Source organism: Aquabacterium sp., from assembly GCF_044226965.1.
Taxonomy (GTDB): domain Bacteria; phylum Pseudomonadota; class Gammaproteobacteria; order Burkholderiales; family Burkholderiaceae_C; genus Pseudaquabacterium.
The window spans coordinates 1-20,157 of the sequence record NZ_JBGAGA010000063.1 but is presented as its reverse complement, the minus strand read 5'-3'; the positions used below and the strand labels follow the sequence as shown (position 1 = coordinate 20,157).

17 protein-coding genes are annotated in these 20,157 nt (G+C 67.8%); 8 read left to right on the top strand and 9 right to left on the bottom strand.

Translation table 11 applies throughout. The features are described 5' to 3' along the window. On the bottom strand, positions 1 to 1,716 hold the full coding sequence (gene oxc, locus ACILR4_RS22290; RefSeq protein WP_395703081.1) for an oxalyl-CoA decarboxylase: 1,716 nt from the start codon (positions 1,714 to 1,716) through the stop codon (positions 1 to 3). A gap of 127 nt (positions 1,717 to 1,843) precedes the next feature. Here oxc and ACILR4_RS22285 point away from each other — a divergent pair, with 127 nt between their 5' ends. Then, on the top strand, positions 1,844 to 2,458 hold the full coding sequence (locus ACILR4_RS22285) for a Crp/Fnr family transcriptional regulator (protein WP_395703080.1): 615 nt from the start codon (positions 1,844 to 1,846) through the stop codon (positions 2,456 to 2,458). A gap of 53 nt (positions 2,459 to 2,511) precedes the next feature. Here the strand turns inward: ACILR4_RS22285 and ACILR4_RS22280 are convergent, their stop codons facing one another. From ACILR4_RS22280 to ACILR4_RS22265, 4 genes are all read right to left on the bottom strand, one after another. Continuing rightward, the gene (locus ACILR4_RS22280) at positions 2,512 to 4,041 is read right to left on the bottom strand and encodes a tripartite tricarboxylate transporter permease (protein WP_395703079.1); all 1,530 of its coding nucleotides are present in this window, start codon (positions 4,039 to 4,041) and stop codon (positions 2,512 to 2,514) included. A gap of 15 nt (positions 4,042 to 4,056) precedes the next feature. Beyond that, the gene (locus tag ACILR4_RS22275; protein WP_395703078.1) at positions 4,057 to 4,581 is read right to left on the bottom strand and encodes a tripartite tricarboxylate transporter TctB family protein; all 525 of its coding nucleotides are present in this window, start codon (positions 4,579 to 4,581) and stop codon (positions 4,057 to 4,059) included. Between the two features lie 85 nt (positions 4,582 to 4,666). Beyond that, on the bottom strand, positions 4,667 to 5,686 hold the full coding sequence (locus ACILR4_RS22270; protein WP_395703077.1) for a Bug family tripartite tricarboxylate transporter substrate binding protein: 1,020 nt from the start codon (positions 5,684 to 5,686) through the stop codon (positions 4,667 to 4,669). Between the two features lie 130 nt (positions 5,687 to 5,816). Continuing rightward, on the bottom strand, positions 5,817 to 6,749 hold the full coding sequence (locus ACILR4_RS22265) for a histone deacetylase family protein (protein ID WP_395703076.1): 933 nt from the start codon (positions 6,747 to 6,749) through the stop codon (positions 5,817 to 5,819). Between the two features lie 124 nt (positions 6,750 to 6,873). Here ACILR4_RS22265 and ACILR4_RS22260 point away from each other — a divergent pair, with 124 nt between their 5' ends. After that, positions 6,874 to 7,104: a hypothetical protein gene (locus tag ACILR4_RS22260; RefSeq protein ID WP_395703075.1), complete on the top strand. Its 231-nt coding sequence runs from the start codon at positions 6,874 to 6,876 to the stop codon at positions 7,102 to 7,104. A gap of 78 nt (positions 7,105 to 7,182) precedes the next feature. Here ACILR4_RS22260 and oxlT read toward each other — a convergent pair whose 3' ends face one another. The 4 genes from oxlT to gcl all read right to left on the bottom strand — a co-directional run bounded on the left by oxlT (position 7,183) and on the right by gcl (position 12,272). Further along, positions 7,183 to 8,487 carry an oxalate/formate MFS antiporter gene (gene oxlT / locus ACILR4_RS22255; RefSeq protein ID WP_395703074.1) on the bottom strand — a complete coding sequence of 435 codons (1,305 nt, stop codon included), beginning with the start codon at positions 8,485 to 8,487 and terminating at the stop codon, positions 7,183 to 7,185. Positions 8,488 to 8,726: 239 nt separating this feature from the next. Beyond that, entirely contained in the window at positions 8,727 to 9,632 is a 906-nt protein-coding gene (gene glxR, locus ACILR4_RS22250) for a 2-hydroxy-3-oxopropionate reductase (RefSeq protein ID WP_395703073.1), read from the bottom strand. Between the two features lie 35 nt (positions 9,633 to 9,667). Then, a complete protein-coding gene (gene hyi / locus ACILR4_RS22245) occupies positions 9,668 to 10,447 on the bottom strand; it encodes a hydroxypyruvate isomerase (protein WP_395703072.1) in 780 nt (259 codons plus the stop codon). A 31-nt stretch (positions 10,448 to 10,478) separates the two neighbouring features. Next, positions 10,479 to 12,272 carry a glyoxylate carboligase gene (gene gcl / locus ACILR4_RS22240; RefSeq protein WP_395703071.1) on the bottom strand — a complete coding sequence of 598 codons (1,794 nt, stop codon included), beginning with the start codon at positions 12,270 to 12,272 and terminating at the stop codon, positions 10,479 to 10,481. Between the two features lie 134 nt (positions 12,273 to 12,406). On the opposite strand from gcl, the gene ACILR4_RS22235 reads away from it, so the two are divergent. The 6 genes from ACILR4_RS22235 to ACILR4_RS22210 all read left to right on the top strand — a co-directional run. Continuing rightward, the gene (locus ACILR4_RS22235) at positions 12,407 to 13,315 is read left to right on the top strand and encodes a LysR substrate-binding domain-containing protein (protein WP_395703070.1); all 909 of its coding nucleotides are present in this window, start codon (positions 12,407 to 12,409) and stop codon (positions 13,313 to 13,315) included. Positions 13,316 to 13,512: 197 nt separating this feature from the next. Beyond that, positions 13,513 to 14,340: a lectin-like domain-containing protein gene (locus tag ACILR4_RS22230; protein ID WP_395703069.1), complete on the top strand. Its 828-nt coding sequence runs from the start codon at positions 13,513 to 13,515 to the stop codon at positions 14,338 to 14,340. A 141-nt stretch (positions 14,341 to 14,481) separates the two neighbouring features. Then, on the top strand, positions 14,482 to 15,789 hold the full coding sequence (locus ACILR4_RS22225) for an MFS transporter (protein WP_395703068.1): 1,308 nt from the start codon (positions 14,482 to 14,484) through the stop codon (positions 15,787 to 15,789). Beyond that, positions 15,786 to 17,267, top strand: a complete 1,482-nt coding sequence (gtfA, locus tag ACILR4_RS22220) for a sucrose phosphorylase (RefSeq protein ID WP_395703067.1) — start codon at positions 15,786 to 15,788, stop codon at positions 17,265 to 17,267. Before ACILR4_RS22225 ends, gtfA begins: the two co-directional genes overlap by 4 nt. A gap of 37 nt (positions 17,268 to 17,304) precedes the next feature. Beyond that, complete coding sequence (locus ACILR4_RS22215; RefSeq protein WP_395703066.1) at positions 17,305 to 19,695, top strand: TonB-dependent receptor; 2,391 nt, start codon at positions 17,305 to 17,307, stop codon at positions 19,693 to 19,695. Between the two features lie 201 nt (positions 19,696 to 19,896). Further along, on the top strand, positions 19,897 to 20,157 hold a 261-nt coding region (locus ACILR4_RS22210), incomplete at its 3' end, for a LacI family DNA-binding transcriptional regulator (RefSeq protein WP_395703095.1).

Below are 20,157 nucleotides of genomic sequence, written 5' to 3'. Positions count from 1 at the left end.
TTACTTCTTCAGCGCCGCAGCCGGGTTCAGGCTGGTGATGCGGCCGCTCTCGGTGCCGGCGGTTTCATCGATCACCGCGTTGATCAGCGTCGGCTTGCCGGAGGCCACCGCCTCGGCCAGCGCGCGCTGCAGTTCGTCGGCCGTGGTCGCATGCACGCCCACGCCGCCGAAGGCTTCCATCAGCTTGTCGTAGCGCGCGTTCTTCACGAACACGGTGGGCGCCACGTCGGCGCCGCCGCCCTGGTTCACGTCGGTGCCGCGGTAGACGCCGTTGTTGTTGAAGACGATCACGCAGATCGGCAGGTTGTAGCGGCAGATGGTCTCGACTTCCATGCCGCTGAAGCCGAAGGCCGAGTCGCCTTCGATCGCGATCACCGGCTTGCCGGTGGTCACGGCCGCGGCGACGGCAAAGCCCATGCCGATGCCCATGATCCCCCAGGTGCCGACGTCCAGGCGCTTGCGCGGCTCGTACATGTCGACGATCGAGCGCGCGAAGTCCAGCGTGTTGGCGCCTTCGTTGACGACGATGGCATCGGGCCGCGCCTTCACCTGGTCGCGGATCACGCTCAGCGCCGAGTGGAAGTTCATCGGCGAGGGGCGCTTGGCCAGCGTCTCGGCCATCTTGGTGAGGTTCTTGTCCTTGCGGTCGGCGATCGCGCCGGTCCAGTCGGCCGGGGGCTTCGGCCAGCTGCCGTCGATGCCGGCCAGCAGCGCGGCGACGCAGGAGCCGATGTCGCCGATCACCGGGGCCTCGATGGCCACGTTGCTGTCGATCTCGGTGGGCGAGATGTCGATCTGGATGAATTTCTTCGGGCCCCTCTCGGCGCCCCAGGTCTTGCCCTTGCCGTGCGACAGCAGCCAGTTCAGGCGTGCGCCCACCAGCATCACCACGTCGGCTTCCTGCAGCACGTAGCTGCGCGCGGCGGCGGCGGACTGGCTGTGCGTGTCCGGCAGCAGGCCCTTGGCCATCGACATCGGCAGGTAGGGAATGCCGGTCTTCTCGACCAGCGCGCGGATGTCGGCATCGGCCTGCGCATACGAGGCGCCCTTGCCCAGCAGGATCAGCGGCTTCTTCGCGCTCTTGAGCAGGTCCAGCGCGCGCTTCACCGCATCGGGCGCGGGGATCTGCTTCGGTGCCGGGTCGACCACCTTGATCAGCGACTGCCTGCCCTTGACCGCGTCCATCGTCTGCGCGAACAGCTTGGCCGGCAGGTCGAGGTAGACGCCGCCGGGGCGGCCGGACAGGGCCGAGCGGATGGCGCGGGCGATGCCCACGCCGATGTCCTCGGCATGCAGCACGCGGTACGCGGCCTTGCACAGCGGCTTGGCGATGGCCAGCTGGTCCATCTCTTCGTAGTCGCCCTGCTGCAGGTCGACGATCTCGCGCTCGGACGAGCCCGAGATCAGGATCATCGGGAAGCAGTTGGTGGTGGCGTTGGCCAGCGCGGTCAGGCCGTTCAGGAAGCCGGGCGCCGACACGGTCAGGCAGATGCCGGGCTTCTGCGTCAGGTAGCCGGCGGCGGCGGCGGCATTGCCGGCATGCTGCTCGTGGCGGAACGAGATCACGCGCATGCCTTCGGCCTGGGCCATGCGGGTGAGGTCGGTGATGGGAATGCCGGGCAGCGCGAAGATGGTGTTGATGTCGTTGAGCTTCAGTGCGTCGAGCACCAGATGGAAGCCATCGGTCAGCGCTTGGGTCGGGGTGTCGGTGCTCATGGCGGCTTGTCTCTCCGTGGGTTCTGGTGCACTGAATGCACAGGCTCGAATCGAGTGGGACTTATCATAGGAACCGGGCTTTTGAAACGCCGTTGACCGCGGTCAAGATTCGAAATCTGCCGTCCCGATGATCGCGACACCACTCGACAAGCACGCTGAACGCAACATCATCCGCGTGCAGCTGAAGCAGAACATCGTCCTCAAGGAGATGACCGACGCCGAACGGAATGCGCTCGAGCCGCACCTGACGGTGGTCGACTGCAACAAGGGCGACAGCCTGCTGCACCAGGGCGTGCACGAGATGGAGCAGTACTTCGTGCTGGATGGCCTGCTCGAGCGCGTGGTGACCAATGCCGACGCGAAGGAAATGATCCTGCGCTTCGCGTCCGAGCGCGACATCGAGACCAGCTATGCCGCGTGGCGGCTGAACACGCCCACGCCGTACAGCATCATGTGCGTCACGAAGGCGCGCGTGGCCAAGCTGCCGATGCTCACCTGGGTCGACTTCATGGACCAGCACCCGAAGTTCAAGGCCACCTTCGAGTACGAGGTGATGCGCCTGATGAGCGACGTGCTGGCCCACACCATCACGCTGCACCTGCTGGACGCCCCCGGCCGCGTCCATCGCTTCGAGCGCAAGCATCCCGAGCTAGCCGAGCGGCTGCCGAAGAAGGTGCTGGCTTCGTACCTGAACCTCTCCGCGGAAACCCTGAGCCGCTTGAAGCAACGCGGCAAGATCTGAACGAAAAAAAAGGCCCGCGCGATGCGGGCCTTTTGCCATGGCGGAGGGCTTGTTCAATCCACCGGCTGTTGCGCGCGAAGAGGATCGACCTTCGGCGCGCGGATCTTGCCGATCAGCTTGCTGATCAGCGGCCACAGCAGCATCAGGAACGCCAGCGTGGTGATCGAGCCGACCAGCGGGTTGGACCACATGATGGTCACGTCGCCCTGCGAGATCAGCATCGCCTGGCGGAACGAGTCCTCGGCCTTGTCGCCCAGCACGATGGCCAGCACCAGCGGTGCCAGCGGGTAGTCGAGCTTCTTGAACACGTAGCCGATGACACCGAAGCCGAGCATGAACCAGATGTCGAGCATCGCGTTGTGCACGGTGTAGGCGCCGATCGCGCAGATCACGATGATCACCGGCGCGATGATCGAGAACGGGATGCGCAGGATCGAGGCGAACAGCGGCACGGTGGACAGCACCACGATCAGGCCGGCCAGGTTGCCCAGGTACATGCTGGCGATCAGGCCCCAGACGAAGTCCTTCTGCTCGACGAACAGCAGCGGCCCGGGCTGCAGGCCCCAGATCAGCAGGCCGCCCAGCAGCACCGCCGCGGTGGGCGAGCCCGGGATGCCCAGCGCGAGCATCGGCAGCAGCGCACTGGTACCGGCGGCGTGCGCGGCGGTCTCGGGCGCGATCACGCCTTCCACCTCGCCGGTGCCGAACTTCGGCCCGTTGCGCGACATCTTCTTGGCCAGCCCGTAGCTCATGAAGGACGCGGGTGTCGCGCCCCCGGGCGTGATGCCCATCCAGATGCCCACCAGCGAGCTGCGGATCGAGGTGACCCAGTATTTCGGCAGCTCCTTCCAGGTTTCCCACACCACGGCCGGGTTGATCTTCGCGGACTTGCCGCTGAAGTTCAGGCCCTCTTCCATCGACAGCAGGATCTCGCCGATGCCGAACAGGCCGATCACCGCGATCAGGAAGTCGAAGCCGCGCATCAGCTCGGCCTGGCCAAAGGTGAGCCGCAGCTGGCCGGTGACGGTGTCCATGCCCACCGCGGCGAGCGCGAAGCCGAGCGCCATGGCGATCAGGATCTTGAATGGCGAGCCCTTGCCCATGCCGACGAAGCTGCAGAAGGTGAGCAGGTACACCGAGAAGAATTCCGGTGCGCCGAACTTCAGCGCGAACTTCGCGACCAGCGGCGCGAGGAAGGTGATCATCACCACCGCGACGAAGGCGCCGACGAACGAGGAGGTGAAGGCCGCCGTCAGCGCCTGGCCGGCCTTGCCCTTCTGCGCCATCGGAAAGCCGTCGAAGGTGGTGGCCACCGACCAGGGTTCGCCCGGTATGTTGAACAGCACCGAGGTGATCGCGCCGCCGAACAGCGCGCCCCAGTAGATGCACGAAAGCATCACGATCGCCGAGGTGGGCGACATCGAGAAGGTCAGCGGCAGCAGGATGGCCACGCCGTTGGCGCCGCCCAGGCCGGGCAGCACGCCGATCAGCACGCCGAGGGTGATGCCGATGAACATCAGGCCGATGTTCATCGGCGTCAGCACCACGCCGAAGCCCTGGATCAGGGAACCGAGTTCTTCCATCGCGTTGCTCCGGTGTCAGTAGCCGAGGAAGCTCAGCGGCTCGAGCGTGCCCTTGTACAGCGGCACCTTGAACCAGACCTCGAACATCATGAAGAACACGGCGTTGACCACCAGGCCGACGATCACGCTCTTGAGCCAGCTGTAGTGGCCCAGGATCACCATGAACAGCGTGATGTAGATCGCCGAGGCGACGTACAGCCCGACGAACACGGTGGCCAGCACGTACACCAGGGCCGGCAAGAGCACGGCCATCACGCGCTTGAGCTGACCGCGGTCGACGAAGGTGTCGGTGTCGCGGCCGGCGCTGAAGGTGGCCTGCCAGAAGATGCCGAGGCTGGAGATGCAGATGATCAGCCCGATGTAGAAGGGGAAGTAGCCGGCACCGGGGCCGTCACTGGTCCAGCCGGCGCCCAGCCGGCGCGACTCCACCACCACCACCAGGCCGACGGCGAAGAGGATGGCGGCGACCACCGCGTCGACCGTGGCGTTCTTCGCCAGCGGCGGGCCGTCGTCGGCCGCTTGTTCTTGCGGGTCTGACATGGCGTGCTCCTTGGATTTCTGCGTGAGGAACGAGAAGCGGAAACAATTCGGGCGCCGTTGCGGCGCCCGATGCGACCTGCGCGGTCTACTTGGCCAGGAAGCCGGCTTCGGTCATCAGCTGCTTGTGCATGGCCTCGGCCCCTTCGAGCCACTTGCGGAAATCGGCGCCGGTCATCGAGGTGGTGTTGAACGAGCCCTTCTCCATGTAGTCCTTCCAGTCGGGCGTCTCACGCACCTTCTTCAGCAGGTCGACGTAGAACTGCACCTGTTCGGGCGTGACGCCCGGGGCCATGAAGATGCCGCGCAGCATCACGTAGTCGGTGGGGACGCCGGCCTCCTTGCAGGTCGGGATGTCGGACCACGCCTGCGTGTCGGTGATCTTCGCCTTGTGCGGCATGCGCTGGTCGTCGAACACGCACAGCGGGCGCAGCTTGCCGGCACGCCATTGCGCCACCGCCTCGATCGGGTTGTTCACGCTGGAATCGATGTGGTCGCCCACCAGTTGCACCGCCACTTCGCCGCCGCCCTTGAACGGCACGTAGATGAACTTGGTGCCGGTGGCCTTCTCGAGGCCGACGGTGAGGATCTGGTCCTCCTGCTTCGAGCCGGTGCCGCCCATCTTGAACTTGTTCGGGCCGGCATCCTTCACGGCCTTGATGTACTCGGCCGCGGTCTTGTATGGCTTGTCGGCGTTGACCCACAGCACGAACTGGTCGAGCGCCATCATCGAGACCGGCGTCAGGTCCTTCCAGTTGAAGGGCACGCCGGTGGCCATCGGTGTGGTGAACAGGTTCGACAGCGTCACGACGAGCTTGTGCGGGTCGCCCTTGGCTTCCTTGATCGACAGGAAGCCCTCGGCCCCTGCGCCGCCGGACTTGTTGACGACGACCATCGACTCCTTCATCAGCTTGTGCTTGACGACGATGCCCTGGATCAGGCGGGCCATCTGGTCCGCACCGCCGCCGGTGCCGGCCGGCACGATGAACTCCACCGGCTTGTTCGGTTCCCAGGCCAGCGCGGCGCTGCTGCCGGCCAGCGCCAGCAGGGCGGTGGCGATGGCGGTGGTCAGGCGCGCCGCGGGGCGCGATACGAGCTTGCTGATCATCTTGTCTCCTTGAAGAAGGGCTGTACGAACGCTGTCTCGAGGCTGTCGGAATGCTGCGACCTGCCCGCGACAACCTCGATTGACCGCGGTCAACTTTTCAGGAAAGCCCGTATGGGGGTTTGCCCCCGCATCACGGGCTCATCAAGGCTCGCACATGCGCTGCCGTGCCGCTGGCGAGACCGTCGAGACTGTAGCCACCTTCTAGGACCGAAACCACGCGGCCATGCGCGGATTCTTGGGCTTGTGCCATCAGCTCGCGGGTGATCCAGTGGAAGTCCTCGTCCTGGAAGTTCAGGCCGCCCAGCGGATCGAGCGCATGCGCATCGAAGCCGGCCGAGATGATGATCAGCTCCGGGGCGAACTTGCGCAGCGCGGGCAGCAGTTCCTGCTGCATGCCGGCGCGGAAGGACTCCGAGCCGCTGCCCGGCCGCAGCGGCACGTTGACGATGTTGTGGGCCACGCCGATCTCGTGCCGCGCGCCGGTGCCGGGATAGAACGGTGACTGGTGGCTCGAGCCGTAGAACAGGTCGGGGTCGCGCCAGAAGCTGTGCTGCGTGCCGTTGCCGTGGTGCACGTCGAAGTCGATCACCGCAATGCGGCGCCAGCCGTGCGCGGCACGCGCATGCAGCGCGGCAATGGCGGCCTGGTTGTAGACGCAGAAGCCCATCGCGCGATCGGCCTCGGCATGGTGGCCGCAGGGCCGCGTGGCGCAGAACGCATTGCGCGCCTCGCCGGCAGCCACGGCATCCACCGCCGCACAGGCCGCGCCGACGCAGCGCATCACCGCCTCCAGCGTGCCGGGCGACATCACCGTGTCGCCGGCATCGAGCAACTGGTAGCCGCTTTGCGGTGCCAGCGATTCGACCTGGTCGACGTAGTCCTCGGTGTGGACGTGCAGCACCTGCTCGCGCGTGCCCAGCGGCGCCTCGCGCCATTGCAGCGCTTCGAACGCCGGCGCCTGCAGCGCCTTCAGCACGGCCACCAGGCGTTGCGGCGACTCGGGGTGGCCCGGGCCCGGCTCGTGTGCCAGGCAGGCGGGATGGCTGTAGACCAGCGTGCTCATCGCGTACCTCCTTTTCGAAAAATTGACCGCGGTCAAGAATCCAAAAATCAGGGTATTCCCGCATGCGGGTTAACCCCATAAAATTTGCTGCAGTGCAACCAGACCAATTCAGGAGCAACACACCATGACCAGCGCCAGCGCCAGCTTCCGGGCCCCGATCGGCATGACCGGCCTGTTCAAGGCCTTCCTCCATGAGGCGTATGCCTTTGCCGGCGCGGTGCTCAGCCCGAACAGCATCATCTCGGAAGTCGAGCAGGCGCGTGCACTGCACGTGGAGGCGGCGCAGATCGAAGCCGTCGACCCGGCCCGTGCCGCCCTCCTGCGCCGGCGTGCCGGCCGCATTGGCCGCGACTGATTGCGGCGCTCCGCAAAGCGACAGCGGCAAGATCTCGCGATCTTGCCGCTGTCGGCGTTTCAGGGGCTCAGATCAGCATCATTGCGAGCGGGCCATGTGACGCCGGCGCATCGGCCGCAGCACGAACCAGGCGAGCAGCGCGGCCACCGCATTCATCGCGCTGGCGGCAATGAACACGGCATGCCAGCTGCCGGTGGCCGAGACCAGCACGCTGGACAGCGGCACCACCAGGGAGGCCGTGCCTTTTGCGGTATAGAGCATGCCGGCGTTGGCGGTGGCGAAGCGCGGGCCGAAGGTGTCGGCGCAGGTCGAGGGGAACAGGCTGTAGATCTCGCCCCAGGCGAAGAACACCACGCCGGTCAGCACCACGAAGGCCACCGGGTTCTGCCCGAACTGGTACAGCGCCAGGATGCCGACCGCTTCGAGCGCGAAGGCGATGAACATCGTCAGCTCGCGGCCGATCTGGTCGGACACCCAGCCGAAGAAGGGGCGCGTCACGCCGTTGAGCACGCGGTCGATGGCCAGCGCGAAGGTCAGCGCGGGCAGCACCAGGCCCATGATGTTGACCGGGGTGTCGATGATCTTGAAGTCCTTGGCGATCGGGGCCAGCTGCGCGGTGGCCATCAGGCCGCCGGCGGCCACCATCACGAACATCAGGTACATCACCCAGAACACCGGCTTCTTCAGCACCTCCATCGGCGAGTAGAAGACGCGCGACTGCTGCACCCGGGCATTGCCACCGGCCAGCGCGGCCAGCGATTCCGGCACGCGCGACAGGCCCAGCGCCATCAGCACCACGATCACGCCCTGGGCGAGGCCGAAGTGCAGGAAGGCCGCCTCGTAGCCGTGGCTCTTGATGTAGGCCGAGATCGGGATGATCGTCAGCGCCGATCCGGCGCCGAAGCCGGCGGCGGTGAGGCCGGCGGCCAGGCCGCGGCGGTCCGGGAACCACTTCAGCGCATTGCCCACGCAGGTGCCGTACACCGCACCGGCGCCGACACCGCCGACCGCCGCTGCCACGTACAGCATCGCTAGCGTGTCGGCCTGCGAATTCAGCACCCAGCCGATGGCGCACAGGATGCCGCCGCCCAGCACCACCGGGCGCGGGCCGAAGCGGTCGACCAGGTAGCCCTCGATCGGCACCAGCCAGGTTTCCGTGAGCACGAAGATCGTGAACGCCACCTGGATCGCGGCGCGGCTCCAGCCGTGCTTGTCCGCGATCGGGTTGACGAACAGCGTCCAGCCATATTGCAGGTTAGCAATCATTGCCATGCAGACGATGCCCATCAGCAGCTGGCCCCATCGGTAGTAGACCGATGGCGTGCTGGCTGAAGCGGAGTGGGTCCCGACCGGGACTGGAATGGCGGCGGATTGGCGCGACATGATGGTGGATTCCTTTGTCTCTCTCGGTCTGATGAAGTGCTGACTGACAGTGCGGGATGCAATGCAGGGGGCAAGGCTTCGCCCAGCGGGCTGCAACCGGCTCTTCGGCCGCCCGTCGTGCAAAGGGGTTTGGTGAGGGTTTCACTGTCGAACTGTTGGTCTGAAAATCTCTTGACCGCAGTCAACAATCAAAAAAACCAGGCCTCGGGTTTTCCTCGGTGGAGGCCGGTCCTGTAAAGCTACCTGTCGGCCGCGCCGATCTCGTGATTGGCCAGCTTCTCGAGTGCGCGCACCATCGCGGAATGGTCCCAGGCCAGGCCGCCATGCGCGGCGCAGGCATTGAACAGCTCCTGCGCTGTTGCGGTGTTAGGCAGCGAGACGCCCAGCGCGCGGGCGCTGCTCAGCGCGAGGTTCAGGTCCTTCTGGTGCAGGCCGATGCGGAAGCCCGGCTCGAAGCTGCGCTTGATCATCCGCTCGCCATGCACCTCCAGGATCTTCGAGGACGCGAAGCCGCCCATCAGCGCCTGGCGCACGCGCGCCGGGTCGGCGCCTGCGCGCGAGGCGAACACGAGCGCCTCGGCCACCGCCTCGATGTTCAGCGCGACGATGATCTGGTTGGCCACCTTGGCCGTCTGCCCGTCGCCATTGGCGCCGACCAGCGTGATGTTCTTGCCCATCAGCTCGAACAGCGGCCTGACCTTGTCGAACACCGCGGCGTCACCGCCGACCATGATCGACAGCGTGGCGTTCTTCGCGCCCACCTCGCCGCCGGAGACCGGCGCGTCGAGGTAGTCGCAGCCGATCTCGTTGATGCGCCGGGCGTAATCCTTGGTCGCGATCGGCGAGATCGAGCTCATGTCGACCACCACCTTGCCCCGTGTCAGGCCCGCGGCCACGCCCTGTTCGCTGAACAGCGCGGCTTCGACGTCGGGTGTGTCCGGCACCATCAGGAACACGATGTCCGCGCGCTCGGCCACGCCGCGCGCACTGGTGCACACGGTGGCGCGCGATTCACCGATCTCCACCGGCAGCTTGCCCTTCGTGTGCACGAACAGCTGGTGGCCGGCGCGCAGCAGATGGCCCGCCATCGGCGTGCCCATGATGCCCAGGCCGACGAAGCCGAGCTTGAGGGGATTCGAAGTCATTGCAGTCTCCTTGTCGTCATCGATGCCATGCGGTTCTAGCGGGCAAGCCGCTGGCGCCAGCCGAGGCCGGCTTCCGTCGTGCCGGCGGGCTTGTATTCGCAGCCGACCCAGCCGCGGTAGCCGATGCGGTCGAGGTGGGCGAACAGGAACTCGTAGTTGATTTCGCCGCTGCCGGGCTCGTGGCGGCCCGGGTTGTCGGCCAGCTGCACGTGGCCGATGCGCGCGAGCTGCTGCTGCAGCGTGGCGGCGAGCTCGCCTTCCATGCGTTGTGCGTGGTAGATGTCGTACTGCACGAAGGCGTTGGCGGCACCCACCTCGTCCAGGATCGACAGCGCCTGCGCGGTGCGGTTGACGTAGAAGCCGGGAATGTCGAAGGTGTTGATCGGCTCGACCAGCAGCTTCAGGCCCACGCGCTGCAGCTCCGCCGCGGCATGGCGCAGGTTGGCCACCAGCGTGCGGCGGAGCACGGCATCGTCGATGCCGGCCGGGGCCTTGCCGGCCAGGCAGTTCAGCTGCGGCACGCCGAGCGCCTGCGCGTAGTCGATGGCGCGTGCCACGCCGGCGCGGAACTCCTCCACCCGGTCGGGCAGGCAGGCGATGCCGCGCTCGCCGGCGTCCCAGTCACCGGCGGGCAGGTTGTGCAGCACCAGCTGCAGGCTGTGCGCGTCGAGCCGGGCCTTGATCTCGGCCGGCGCGTAGGCATACGGAAAGAGGAACTCGACGGCCTTGAAGCCGGCCTTGGCGGCGCGCTCGAAGCGGTCGAGGAAGGGCACCTCGTTGAACAGCATCGTGAGGTTGGCGGCGAACTGGGGCATGGTGGGTCTCCGGGCTCTCGAACGTGTGCGGTCAATCGAGCAGGCTCAGCGCGGTGGGCGCGTCCTCGCGGCTTTGCGCCAACGCTTCGAACTCGTTGATCGCGTCGATCTCGGTGCCCATCGCGATGTTGGTCACGCGCTCGAGGATCACCTCGACGACCACCGGCACGCGGTGCTCGGCCATCCAGGCTTCGGCCTGGTCGAAGGCGGCGCGCATGTCTTCGGGCCGCTCGACGCGGATGGCCTTGCAGCCCAGGCCCTCGACCACCTTGACGTGGTCCACGCCATAGCCCTTGACGATGCCGTCGGTCTCCGGCGTGTTGATGTTGTCGAAGCCCAGCTGCACGCAGTAGTCCATGCTGAAGCCGCGCTGCGCCTGGCGGATCAGCCCCAGGTAGCTGTTGTTCACCACCACGTGGATGTAGGGCAGCTTGAACTGCGCGCCGACGGCCAGTTCCTCGATCAGGAACTGGAAGTCGTAGTCGCCCGACAGCGCGACGATCTTGCGCGCCGGGTCGGCCGCGCGCACGCCCAGCGCGGCCGGCACGGTCCAGCCCAGCGGGCCGGCCTGGCCGCAGTTGATCCAGTGGCGCGGCCGGTGCACATGCAGGAACTGCGCGGCGGCAATCTGAGACAGGCCGATGGTGCTGACGTAGCAGACGTCGTCTCCGAAATGGCGCGTCATGCACTGGTACACGCGCTGCGGCTTCATCGGCACCTGATCGAAATTGGTCTTGCGCTGGTAGTCGACCGACTGCTTGCGCGCCAGGCATTCGCCGGCCCAGCCGGACCAGTCGCGCAGCTTGCTGGCCGCCTGCCATTCACGCGCTACCTCGACGAACAGCTGCAATGCCGCCTTCGCGTCGGACACGATGCCCAGGTCGGGCGAGAACACGCGGCCGATCTGCGTCGGCTCGATGTCCACGTGCACGAAGGTGCGGCCCTTGGTGTAGACCTCGACCGAGCCGGTGTGGCGGTTGGCCCAGCGGTTGCCGATGCCGAGCACGAAGTCGCTGGCCAGCATCGTCGCGTTGCCGTAGCGGTGGCTGGTCTGCAGTCCGCACATGCCGGCCATCAGCGGGTGGTGATCGGGGATCGCGCCCCAGCCCATCAAGGTGGGGATCACCGGCGTGCCCAGCAACTCGGCCAGCTCCACCAGCAGCTCGCTGGCATCGGCATTGATGATGCCGCCGCCGGCCACGATCAGCGGGCGCTCGGCGGCCAGCATCATCTGCAGCGCCTTCTCCACCTGCTTGCGCGTGGCCGCGGGCTTGTACACCGGCAGCGGCTCGTAGGTGTCGATGTCGAACTCGATCTCGGCCATCTGCACGTCGAAGGGCAGGTCGATCAGCACCGGCCCCGGGCGGCCCGAGCGCATCAGGTGAAAGGCCTGCTGGAACACGCGCGGCACCTGCGCCGGCTCGAGCACCGTCGTGGCCATCTTGGTCACCGGCTTGGCGATGGACTGGATGTCCACCGCCTGGAAGTCTTCCTTGTGCAGGCGGGCACGCGGCGCCTGGCCGGTGATGCACAGGATGGGAATCGAATCGGCCTGCGCCGAATACAGGCCGGTGATCATGTCGGTGCCCGCCGGGCCCGAGGTGCCGATGCACACGCCGATGTTGCCGGCCTTGGCACGGGTGTAGCCCTCGGCCATGTGCGAGGCGCCTTCGACATGGCGCGCCAGCACATGCGCGATCGAGGCCCGCTCGCGCAGGCAGGCGTACAGCGGATTGATCGCCGCGCCCGGAATGCCGAAGGCCTGCGAGATGCCTTCCTTCTCCATCACCAGAACCGCGGCCATTGCGGCCTTCATGCGTGCCATTGCTGTCTCCTTTGGGATTGAGGATCGGAATGGGGCGCATGGTCCGCGGCTGTCGGGACTGCGTGAATCCAAGTCAGGAGATATTTGATATTCCATGCAGGAATGCGATTGCCAAAAGCGCGCACAGTGGCGGCATGGACCAGGTGCAGGGCATCCGACTCTTCATTCGCGTGGTCGAAAGCGGCTCGTTTAGCAAGGCCGCGGCCGACATGGGGCTGACGCAGCCCACCGCCACCAAGCACGTGGCCGAGCTCGAGCGCCGGCTCGGCGCGCGGCTGCTGCACCGCAGCACGCGCGGCGTGACGCCGACCGAGATTGGCGCGCTGTACTACGACAAGTGCCGGCTCATCGACCGCCAGCTCGAGGAGGCCGACAACCTGGTCGCGCTGCAGCAGTCGCGCCTGCGCGGCACCTTGCGTGTCAGTGCGCCGGTGGCCTTCGGCCGACGCGTGCTGGTGCCGCTGGTGCTGCGCTTCATGGCCGAGAACCCCGAGATCCAGATCGACCTGAACTTCGAGGACCGCTACGTCAACCTGGTGGAGCAGGGCATCGATGTCGCGCTGCGCCTGGGCCGGCTGGCCGATTCGTCGCTGGGCGCGCGGCGCCTGGGCAGCAACCCCTGGGTGCTGGTGGCCGCGGCCGACTACCTGCAGCGGCGTGGCACGCCGACCATGCCGAACGACCTGACCGAGCACGACGCGCTGGTCTACAGCACCGTGCAGGGTGACGACCGCTGGCACTTCACCGACGCCGAAGGCCTGCAGCTGCAGACGCCGATCAAGGGTCCGCTGCGCTCGAACAACCTCTCGGCCCTGCTGGCCGCCGCCCGCGCCGGCCTGGGCGTGGCGGCGCTGCCCTGGTACGTGGCGCACGAGTCGGTGAAGGCCGGCGCGGTGCGGCCGCTGCTGCCGGGCTGGTCGCTGCCGCAGCAGGAGATCCATGCGGTGTATCCCTCGCCGCGGCTGCTACCCAGCAAAGTGAGCGGTTTCGTGAACTGGCTGGAAGGGCGCTTCCCGGCACAGTGGTGGGCCGGCGCGGGCTGAACCCTTCTGGCTGTGCAAGGCAGGGGCGCATGGCCGCAATGCGTCCGGTGGACGACGAGCCGGCCTGGGCTGCGCATCCCCGTGTTCGCGGGGGCCTGGCCGGGGGCGCCGGCCCCGCCCGCTAACGATTGACTAACGGCCTCGCCGCACAGTGCCTCGCAGTTCAACGACCGAAGAGGCATGCGATGCGGCACACGATGAGAACCCTTCTGGCGGCCGGCCTGCTGAGCGCGGGCACCGCCGGCAGCGCGCTGGCCCAGCAGGGGGTGGACCTGTCGGTGGGCTACACCGACTTCACGACGTGGACGCTGCTGGGCAGCGCGCTGGCGCAGAACGACACGCCGGGCAACGGCTTCACCTACAGCAACCTGATCCTGACGCACACCGGCGCCGGCGACCAGAGCGGCGCCGGCTACGCGCAGCGCGCGCTGACGATGGATTTCAACCAGGCGTTCAGCTTCAGCTTCCATTTCTTCATTCCGGCCAGCGACCAGACGCGCGGCGACGGCATGACCTTCGTGCTGAGCGACGCGCCGGGCCTGGGTGGCGGCGGCTCGGGCCTGGGCTACGAGGGCCTGGGCGGCGCCAGCGTGGCCTTCGCGATCGACACCTTCCACTTCGACGGTGAACCGGTCTCGCCCAGCCTGCAGATCCTGGCCGGCGGCAGCGTGACGCCGCTGGCGGCCACCGAGACCGGCCTCGGCGATGCGATCCGCGACCCGAACTACCAGTGGCTGGCCACCGTGAGCTACGTTCCTTCGGGCCACGACGACCAGACCGGCACCTTGACCGGCACCATCGACCACCTGAACCTGGGCAGCTTCAGCGTCAACGCGGCGGTGGACTTCAGCGGCCTGGCCGGCGTGCCGGTGTACTACGGCTTCACCGCGTCCAACGGCCTGGCGACCGACGGCCACTACGTGACCTCCGGCGTGCCGGTGGCCGTGCCCGAGCCGCAGAGCTGGGCACTGATGCTCTCCGGCGGCCTGCTGCTGGGCTGGTGGACGCGGCGGCGCCTTCGTTGACGTGGCGCCATCCCCCGCAGCGACGGGGGACGCGAGTCGAAGGCTGGGGTAGACCCTAGTTCGCAATCGATTGCAAAAGCCGAAGAATCCGGCTCGCCGCAGCCCTGATGCTGCTTCGACAGCCGACCCATTCTTCGCACGATGCCTGCCCCCACGCCACCCCGCCTGAGCTTCCGGCAGATCGTGCACATGAATGTCGGCTTCTTCGGCATTCAGTTCAGCTTCGGGCTGCAGCAAAGCAACATGAGCCCGATCTACAAGTACCTCGGCGCCGACGAGGCCAGCCTGCCGCTGCTGTGGCTGGCCGGGCCGGTGACCGGGCTGCTGGTGCAGCCGCTGGTGGGCGCCTGGAGCGACCGCACCGTTTCCCGCTGGGGCCGCCGCACGCCGTACTTCATGGTGGGCGCGCTGCTGTGCAGCCTGGGCCTGCTGCTGATGCCCTTCAGCCCCACCCTGTGGTTCGCCGCCGGCCTGCTGTGGATGCTGGACGCCGCCAACAACGTGACGATGGAGCCCTACCGCGCGTACGTCAGCGACCGCCTGGCCCCCGAGCAGCACCCGGTGGGCTTCCTGACGCAAAGCGCCTTCACCGGCCTGGCGCAGACGCTGGCCTACCTGGCGCCTTCGCTGCTGGTGTGGATGGGCGTGAGCCGCGACGCGGTGAACAGCCACCACATCCCGCACATCACCATCGTCGCGTTCCTGATCGGCGCGGTGCTGTCGCTGGCCACCGTGTGGTGGAGCGTGCACACCACGCCGGAGCTGCCGCTGTCACCGGCGCAGCTGGCGTCGATAACGGCCAAGAAACGCGGCCTCGGCGCCGCGCTGGTGGAGATCGGCGATGCGCTGCGCGAGATGCCGCCCACGATGCGCCGGCTGTGGTGGATGAAACTGTTCCAGTGGTACGGGATGATGTGCTACTGGATCTACATCGTGCCGGCGCTGGCGCTGTCCATGTTCGACACCCGCGCGGCTGATGCGCCGGGCTTCCGCGAGGCAGGGCTGCTGAACGGCCAGATCGGCGGCTTCTACAACGCGGTGGCCTTCGTCGCGGCCTTCGCGCTGCTGCCCTTCACGCGGCGCCACGGCGCGCAGGCGGTACATGCGGTGTGCCTGGCGCTGGCCGGCATCGGCCTGTGCTGGCTGCCCTCGATCCACGACAAGGCCTGGCTCTTCCTGCCGATGGTCGGCCTGGGCCTGGCCTGGGCCAGCATCATGGGCAACCCCTACGTGCTGCTGGCCGGCAGCATCCCGCCCGAGCGGGCCGGCGTCTACATGGGCATCTTCAACATGTTCATCGTGATCCCGATGATCCTGCAGATGCTCACGCTGCCGCTGATCTACCAGCCGCTGCTGGGCGGTGACCCCGGCAATGCCGTGCGCCTGGGCGGCGTGCTGCTCGTCTGTGCCGCCGTGGCGGTGTGCTTCGTCAAGTCTCCTTCCCGATGAAAAACCAGGTTCAACTGATCACCTACGTCGACCGCCTCGGCGGCGGCGGGCTGCGCGAACTGCAGGCCCTCATCGCCGAGCCCGGCGCGCCGCTGGCCGGGCTGTTCGGCGGCGTGCACCTGCTGCCGTTCTTCCACCGCATCGACGGTGCCGATGCCGGCTTCGACCCGATCGACCATCTGCAGGTCGACGCGCGCCTGGGCCGCTGGGACGACATCGCGCGGCTGAGCGCGCAGGTGCCGGTGATGGCCGATGTCATCGTCAACCACATGTCCTCGCAGTCGCCGCAGTTCCTGGACTTCCTGCAGCACGGCAGCGCCTCGCGCTACGCAGGCCTGTTCCTGACGCTGGACGCCGTGTTCCCGCAGGGCGCGACCGAGGCCGACCTGCTGGCGATCTATCGCCCGCGGCCGGGCCTGCCGTTCACCGCGGTGACGCTGGCCGATGGCCAGCGCCGGCTGCTGTGGACCACCTTCACGCCGCAGCAGGTGGACATCGACGTGGCCCACCCGCAAGGCCAGGCCTACCTCGGCGACATCCTGCGCACGCTGTCGCAGGCCGGGGTCACGATGGTGCGGCTGGACGCGGTGGGCTATGCGATCAAGCGCGCCGGCAGCAGCTGCTTCATGTTGCCCGAGACCTTCGCGTTCATCGAGCAGTTCGCGGCGCAGGCGCGCGCGGCCGGCATCGAGGTGCTGGTGGAGGTGCACGCACACCACCAGCGGCAGATCGAGATCGCGGCCAAGGTCGACTGGGTGTACGACTTCGCGCTGCCACCGCTGGTGCTGCACGCCTTGTACGCGGCCGACGCGCAGCCGCTGAAGCGCTGGATCGGCATCCGGCCGACCAACGCGCTGACGGTGCTGGACACCCACGACGGCATCGGCATCATCGACATCGGCGCCGATGCGGCCGACCGCGAAGGCCGGCCCGGCCTGGTGCCGCCGGCGGCGCTGGACCGGCTGGTGGAGGAGATCCACCGCCGCAGCGACGGGCAGAGCCGCCAGGCCACCGGCGCGGCGGCGTCGAACCTCGACCTGTACCAGGTCAATTGCACGTTCCACGCCGCGCTGGGCGGCGACGACCGCGCCTACCTGCTGGCGCGCGCGATCCAGTTTTTCCTGCCCGGCGTGCCGCAGGTCTACTACGTCGGCCTGCTGGCCGGCGAGAACGATATGGACCTGCTCGCCGCCACCGGTGTCGGCCGCGACATCAACCGCCACCGCTACAGCCGCGCGGAGATCGACGCTGCGCTGGACCGTCCGGTGGTGCAGGACCTGCTGCGCCTGATCCGGCTGCGCAACGCGCACCCGGCCTTCGGCGGCCAGTTCACGCTGCTGCCCTCGGCGGACCACGAGATCGACCTGTGCTGGCGCGATGGCGCGAACGAAGCGCGCCTGGTCGCCGACCTGAGGACGCTCGAGATGCAGCTCACCACCCGGCTCGCCGACGACCCGTCGCCCGGCCGTTTTTTTTGACCACGACAGCAATCGATTGCATGAGAGGAGACCCGAGATGATCCCCGTACCCAGCCCCTTGCGCCCGGTGGCCTTGGCCGCAATGGCCGCCTTCTTGTCCGCGCCCTGCGCGTGGGCACAGAGTGCAGCGCCTGCCGCGGCCGACGCCAAGTCCGCCGAGACCGCGCCCGCGGCTGCGGCCGAAGCCAAGACCGAGGCCCGCAGCGGACCCGGCCTGAACCTCGACCAGGTGATCGTCACCGGCACCTCGCAGCGCACCTCCAAGCTCGCGGCCAGCGTCTCGATCTCGACGCTGGGCGCCGAGCAACTGCAGCAGAGCAATGCCGCCAGCACCGCCGAAGTGCTGCGGCTGATCCCCGGCGTGCGCAGCGAATCTTCGGGCGGCGAGAGCAATGCCAACGTCACGATCCGCGGCCTGCCGATCTCGGCCGGCGGCTCGCGCTACGTGCAGTTCCAGGAAGACGGCCTGCCGGTGCTGCAGATCGGCGACCTGAACTTCGTGACGCCGGACACCTTCATGCGCGCCGACAACGTCACGGAGCGGCTGGAAGTGGTGCGCGGCGGCTCGGCCTCGACGCTGGCCACCAATGCGCCGGGCGGCATCATCAACTTCATCAGCAAGACCGGCAGCGAGACCGGCGGCGTGGCCTCGATCAGCAAGGGCATCAGCGGCCTGGACCAGACGCGCTACGAGTTCGGCTATGGCGGCGCACTGGGTCCGAAGACGCGCTTCTACTTCGGCGGCTTCTACCGCGAAGGCGAGGGCGCGCGCGACGGCGGCGTGAAGATCGAGCAGGGCCTGCAGGTGCGCGGCAACGTCACGCAGACGCTGGACAACGGCTTCCTGCGCGTCTCGTTCAAGCACCTGGACGACAGCACGCCCACGCTGCTGCCGCTGCCGGTGCGCTACGTCAACGGCGGCATCCAGCAGGTGCCGGGCTTCGACCCGCGCACCTCCAGCCTGTACTCGCCGTACTGGCTGCCCGATGTCACGCTCACGGGCAGCAACGGCCATGTGGCGTCGAACGTCAACAAGGGGCTGACGGCCAAGGTGGATGCCATCGGCGCCGAGGCCGAGTTCGACCTCGGCCAGGGCTTCAAGCTGTCCGAGAAATTCCGTACCTCCAAACAGAGCGGCCGCTTCATCGGCGTGTTCCCGGGCGACGACGTGCATGCCGCACCGGCCGGCACCGTGGTGGCCACCGGTCCCAGCGCAGGCCAGGCCTACACCGGCAATGTCGTCACCGGCGTGGTCTTCAACACCTCGCTCGACGACGTGGGCCTCACCGCCAACGACCTGCGCGTGAGCAAGACCTTCAAGCTCGGCGACAGCGGCACGCTGCAGGCCACCGCGGGCCTGTACAACTCGACGCAGCAGGTGGCCATGACCTGGAGCTTCAACCAGTACGCGCTGCAGGCCACCGGCAACCGGCCGGCGCTGCTGAACGTGCCCGGCTTCGTCAACGGTTCGGCCGCCTTCGGTGGTTGCTGCCAGAACTTCACCGACAGCCGCTACACCACCCAGGCCGGCTACGGCCTGCTGCAGTACGACCAGGGCCCGCTGACGCTGGAAGGCTCGGTGCGCGGCGACCGCGTGCATGCGCAGGGCCTGTACCGGCAGACGCTGTTCGATGGCGGCGTGCCCGGCGTCTCCTACGACCTGAGCCGCGCCCGCACCATCGACTACTCGTTGGACCACACCTCGTACTCGGTCGGCGGCAACTACCGGCTGGACAAGGACACGGCCTTGTTCGCCCGCTACAGCGACGGCGTGTCCTTCAACGGCGACCGCATCACCTTCTTCAACGACCCCGGACTGGTGAACGGCAAGTCCTCGGTGATCCCGATCAACAAGGTCAAGCAGACCGAGGCCGGCCTGAAGTGGCGGCGCGGCGGGCTGCAGCTGTTCGGCACGCTGTTCAGCGCGACGACCGATGAATCGAACGTCGACGTGACCACCCAGCCGATCAAGGTGACGGCCACCAAGTACGACGCGCGCGGGCTGGAGCTGGAAGCCGGCTGGCGCGCGGGCATCTTCCGCCTGGGCGGCGGGCTGACCTACACCGATGCGTCGATCAAGTCGTCGACCAACGCCGCCATCGTCGGCAAGACGCCGCGCCGCACCGCGAAGTTCGTCTACCAGCTGAACCCGGGCGTGACGCTGGGCGACCTGGACCTGGGCCTGTCGATCGTCGGCACCACCGGCTCGCAGGACGACACGCCGGCCGGCCCGCTGACCGTGAAGCTGCCGGGCTACACCGTGGTCAATGCCTTTGCGAGCTATGCGCTCTCGGCCAAGGCCACCGTGCAGCTGGGCATCAACAACCTCGGCAACACGGTGGGCTACACCGAATCGAACGACGGCCGCGGCGCGGCACGCTCGATCAACGGCCGCACCGCCAAGCTGACGCTGAGCTACGAGCTCTGAGCGCGCGGCGCCGCGCCGGCATCCGGAGCCGGCTTGCGGGCGGTGGCAGGTGCAGGGGCGGGCGGCGGGCTCGCGGGAGACGGCCGGCGCCGGCCGCTACACTGCCGGCGCACCGAGTCCCTGCCCGCATCCATGACCCGTCCGCGCAGCGCCCCTGCCTCACCGGCACCCGCCGCACCCGCGCGGGCCAGCCGGCCGCAGATGGCCGACATCGCGCGCCTGGCCGGCGTGTCGGTGGCCACCGTCTCGCGCGCGCTCAGCGGCAGCCCGCTGATCAATGTCGAGACGCGGGCCCGCATCGCCGAGCTGGCCCGCTCGCTGAACTACGCGGTCAACGTCGGCGCGCAGAACCTGCGCCTGAAGCAGAACCGCACCATCGGCGTGATCGTGCCCTTCGACCCCACCTCGCGCGAGCACCTGTCCGACCCGTTCTTCCTGAGCCTGATCGGCAGCATCGCCGAT

Bases quoted from the DNA above. Each gene is read 5' to 3' on its own strand.
- oxc (WP_395703081.1), bottom strand. From the start codon at position 1,716: ATGAGCACCGACACCCCGACCCAAGCGCTGACCGATGGCTTCCATCTG.
- ACILR4_RS22285 (WP_395703080.1), top strand. From the start codon at position 1,844: ATGATCGCGACACCACTCGACAAGCACGCTGAACGCAACATCATCCGC.
- ACILR4_RS22280 (WP_395703079.1), bottom strand. From the start codon at position 4,041: ATGGAAGAACTCGGTTCCCTGATCCAGGGCTTCGGCGTGGTGCTGACG.
- ACILR4_RS22275 (WP_395703078.1), bottom strand. From the start codon at position 4,581: ATGTCAGACCCGCAAGAACAAGCGGCCGACGACGGCCCGCCGCTGGCG.
- ACILR4_RS22270 (WP_395703077.1), bottom strand. From the start codon at position 5,686: ATGATCAGCAAGCTCGTATCGCGCCCCGCGGCGCGCCTGACCACCGCC.
- ACILR4_RS22265 (WP_395703076.1), bottom strand. From the start codon at position 6,749: ATGAGCACGCTGGTCTACAGCCATCCCGCCTGCCTGGCACACGAGCCG.
- ACILR4_RS22260 (WP_395703075.1), top strand. From the start codon at position 6,874: ATGACCAGCGCCAGCGCCAGCTTCCGGGCCCCGATCGGCATGACCGGC.
- oxlT (WP_395703074.1), bottom strand. From the start codon at position 8,487: ATGTCGCGCCAATCCGCCGCCATTCCAGTCCCGGTCGGGACCCACTCC.
- glxR (WP_395703073.1), bottom strand. From the start codon at position 9,632: ATGACTTCGAATCCCCTCAAGCTCGGCTTCGTCGGCCTGGGCATCATG.
- hyi (WP_395703072.1), bottom strand. From the start codon at position 10,447: ATGCCCCAGTTCGCCGCCAACCTCACGATGCTGTTCAACGAGGTGCCC.
- gcl (WP_395703071.1), bottom strand. From the start codon at position 12,272: ATGGCACGCATGAAGGCCGCAATGGCCGCGGTTCTGGTGATGGAGAAG.
- ACILR4_RS22235 (WP_395703070.1), top strand. From the start codon at position 12,407: ATGGACCAGGTGCAGGGCATCCGACTCTTCATTCGCGTGGTCGAAAGC.
- ACILR4_RS22230 (WP_395703069.1), top strand. From the start codon at position 13,513: ATGAGAACCCTTCTGGCGGCCGGCCTGCTGAGCGCGGGCACCGCCGGC.
- ACILR4_RS22225 (WP_395703068.1), top strand. From the start codon at position 14,482: ATGCCTGCCCCCACGCCACCCCGCCTGAGCTTCCGGCAGATCGTGCAC.
- gtfA (WP_395703067.1), top strand. From the start codon at position 15,786: ATGAAAAACCAGGTTCAACTGATCACCTACGTCGACCGCCTCGGCGGC.
- ACILR4_RS22215 (WP_395703066.1), top strand. From the start codon at position 17,305: ATGATCCCCGTACCCAGCCCCTTGCGCCCGGTGGCCTTGGCCGCAATG.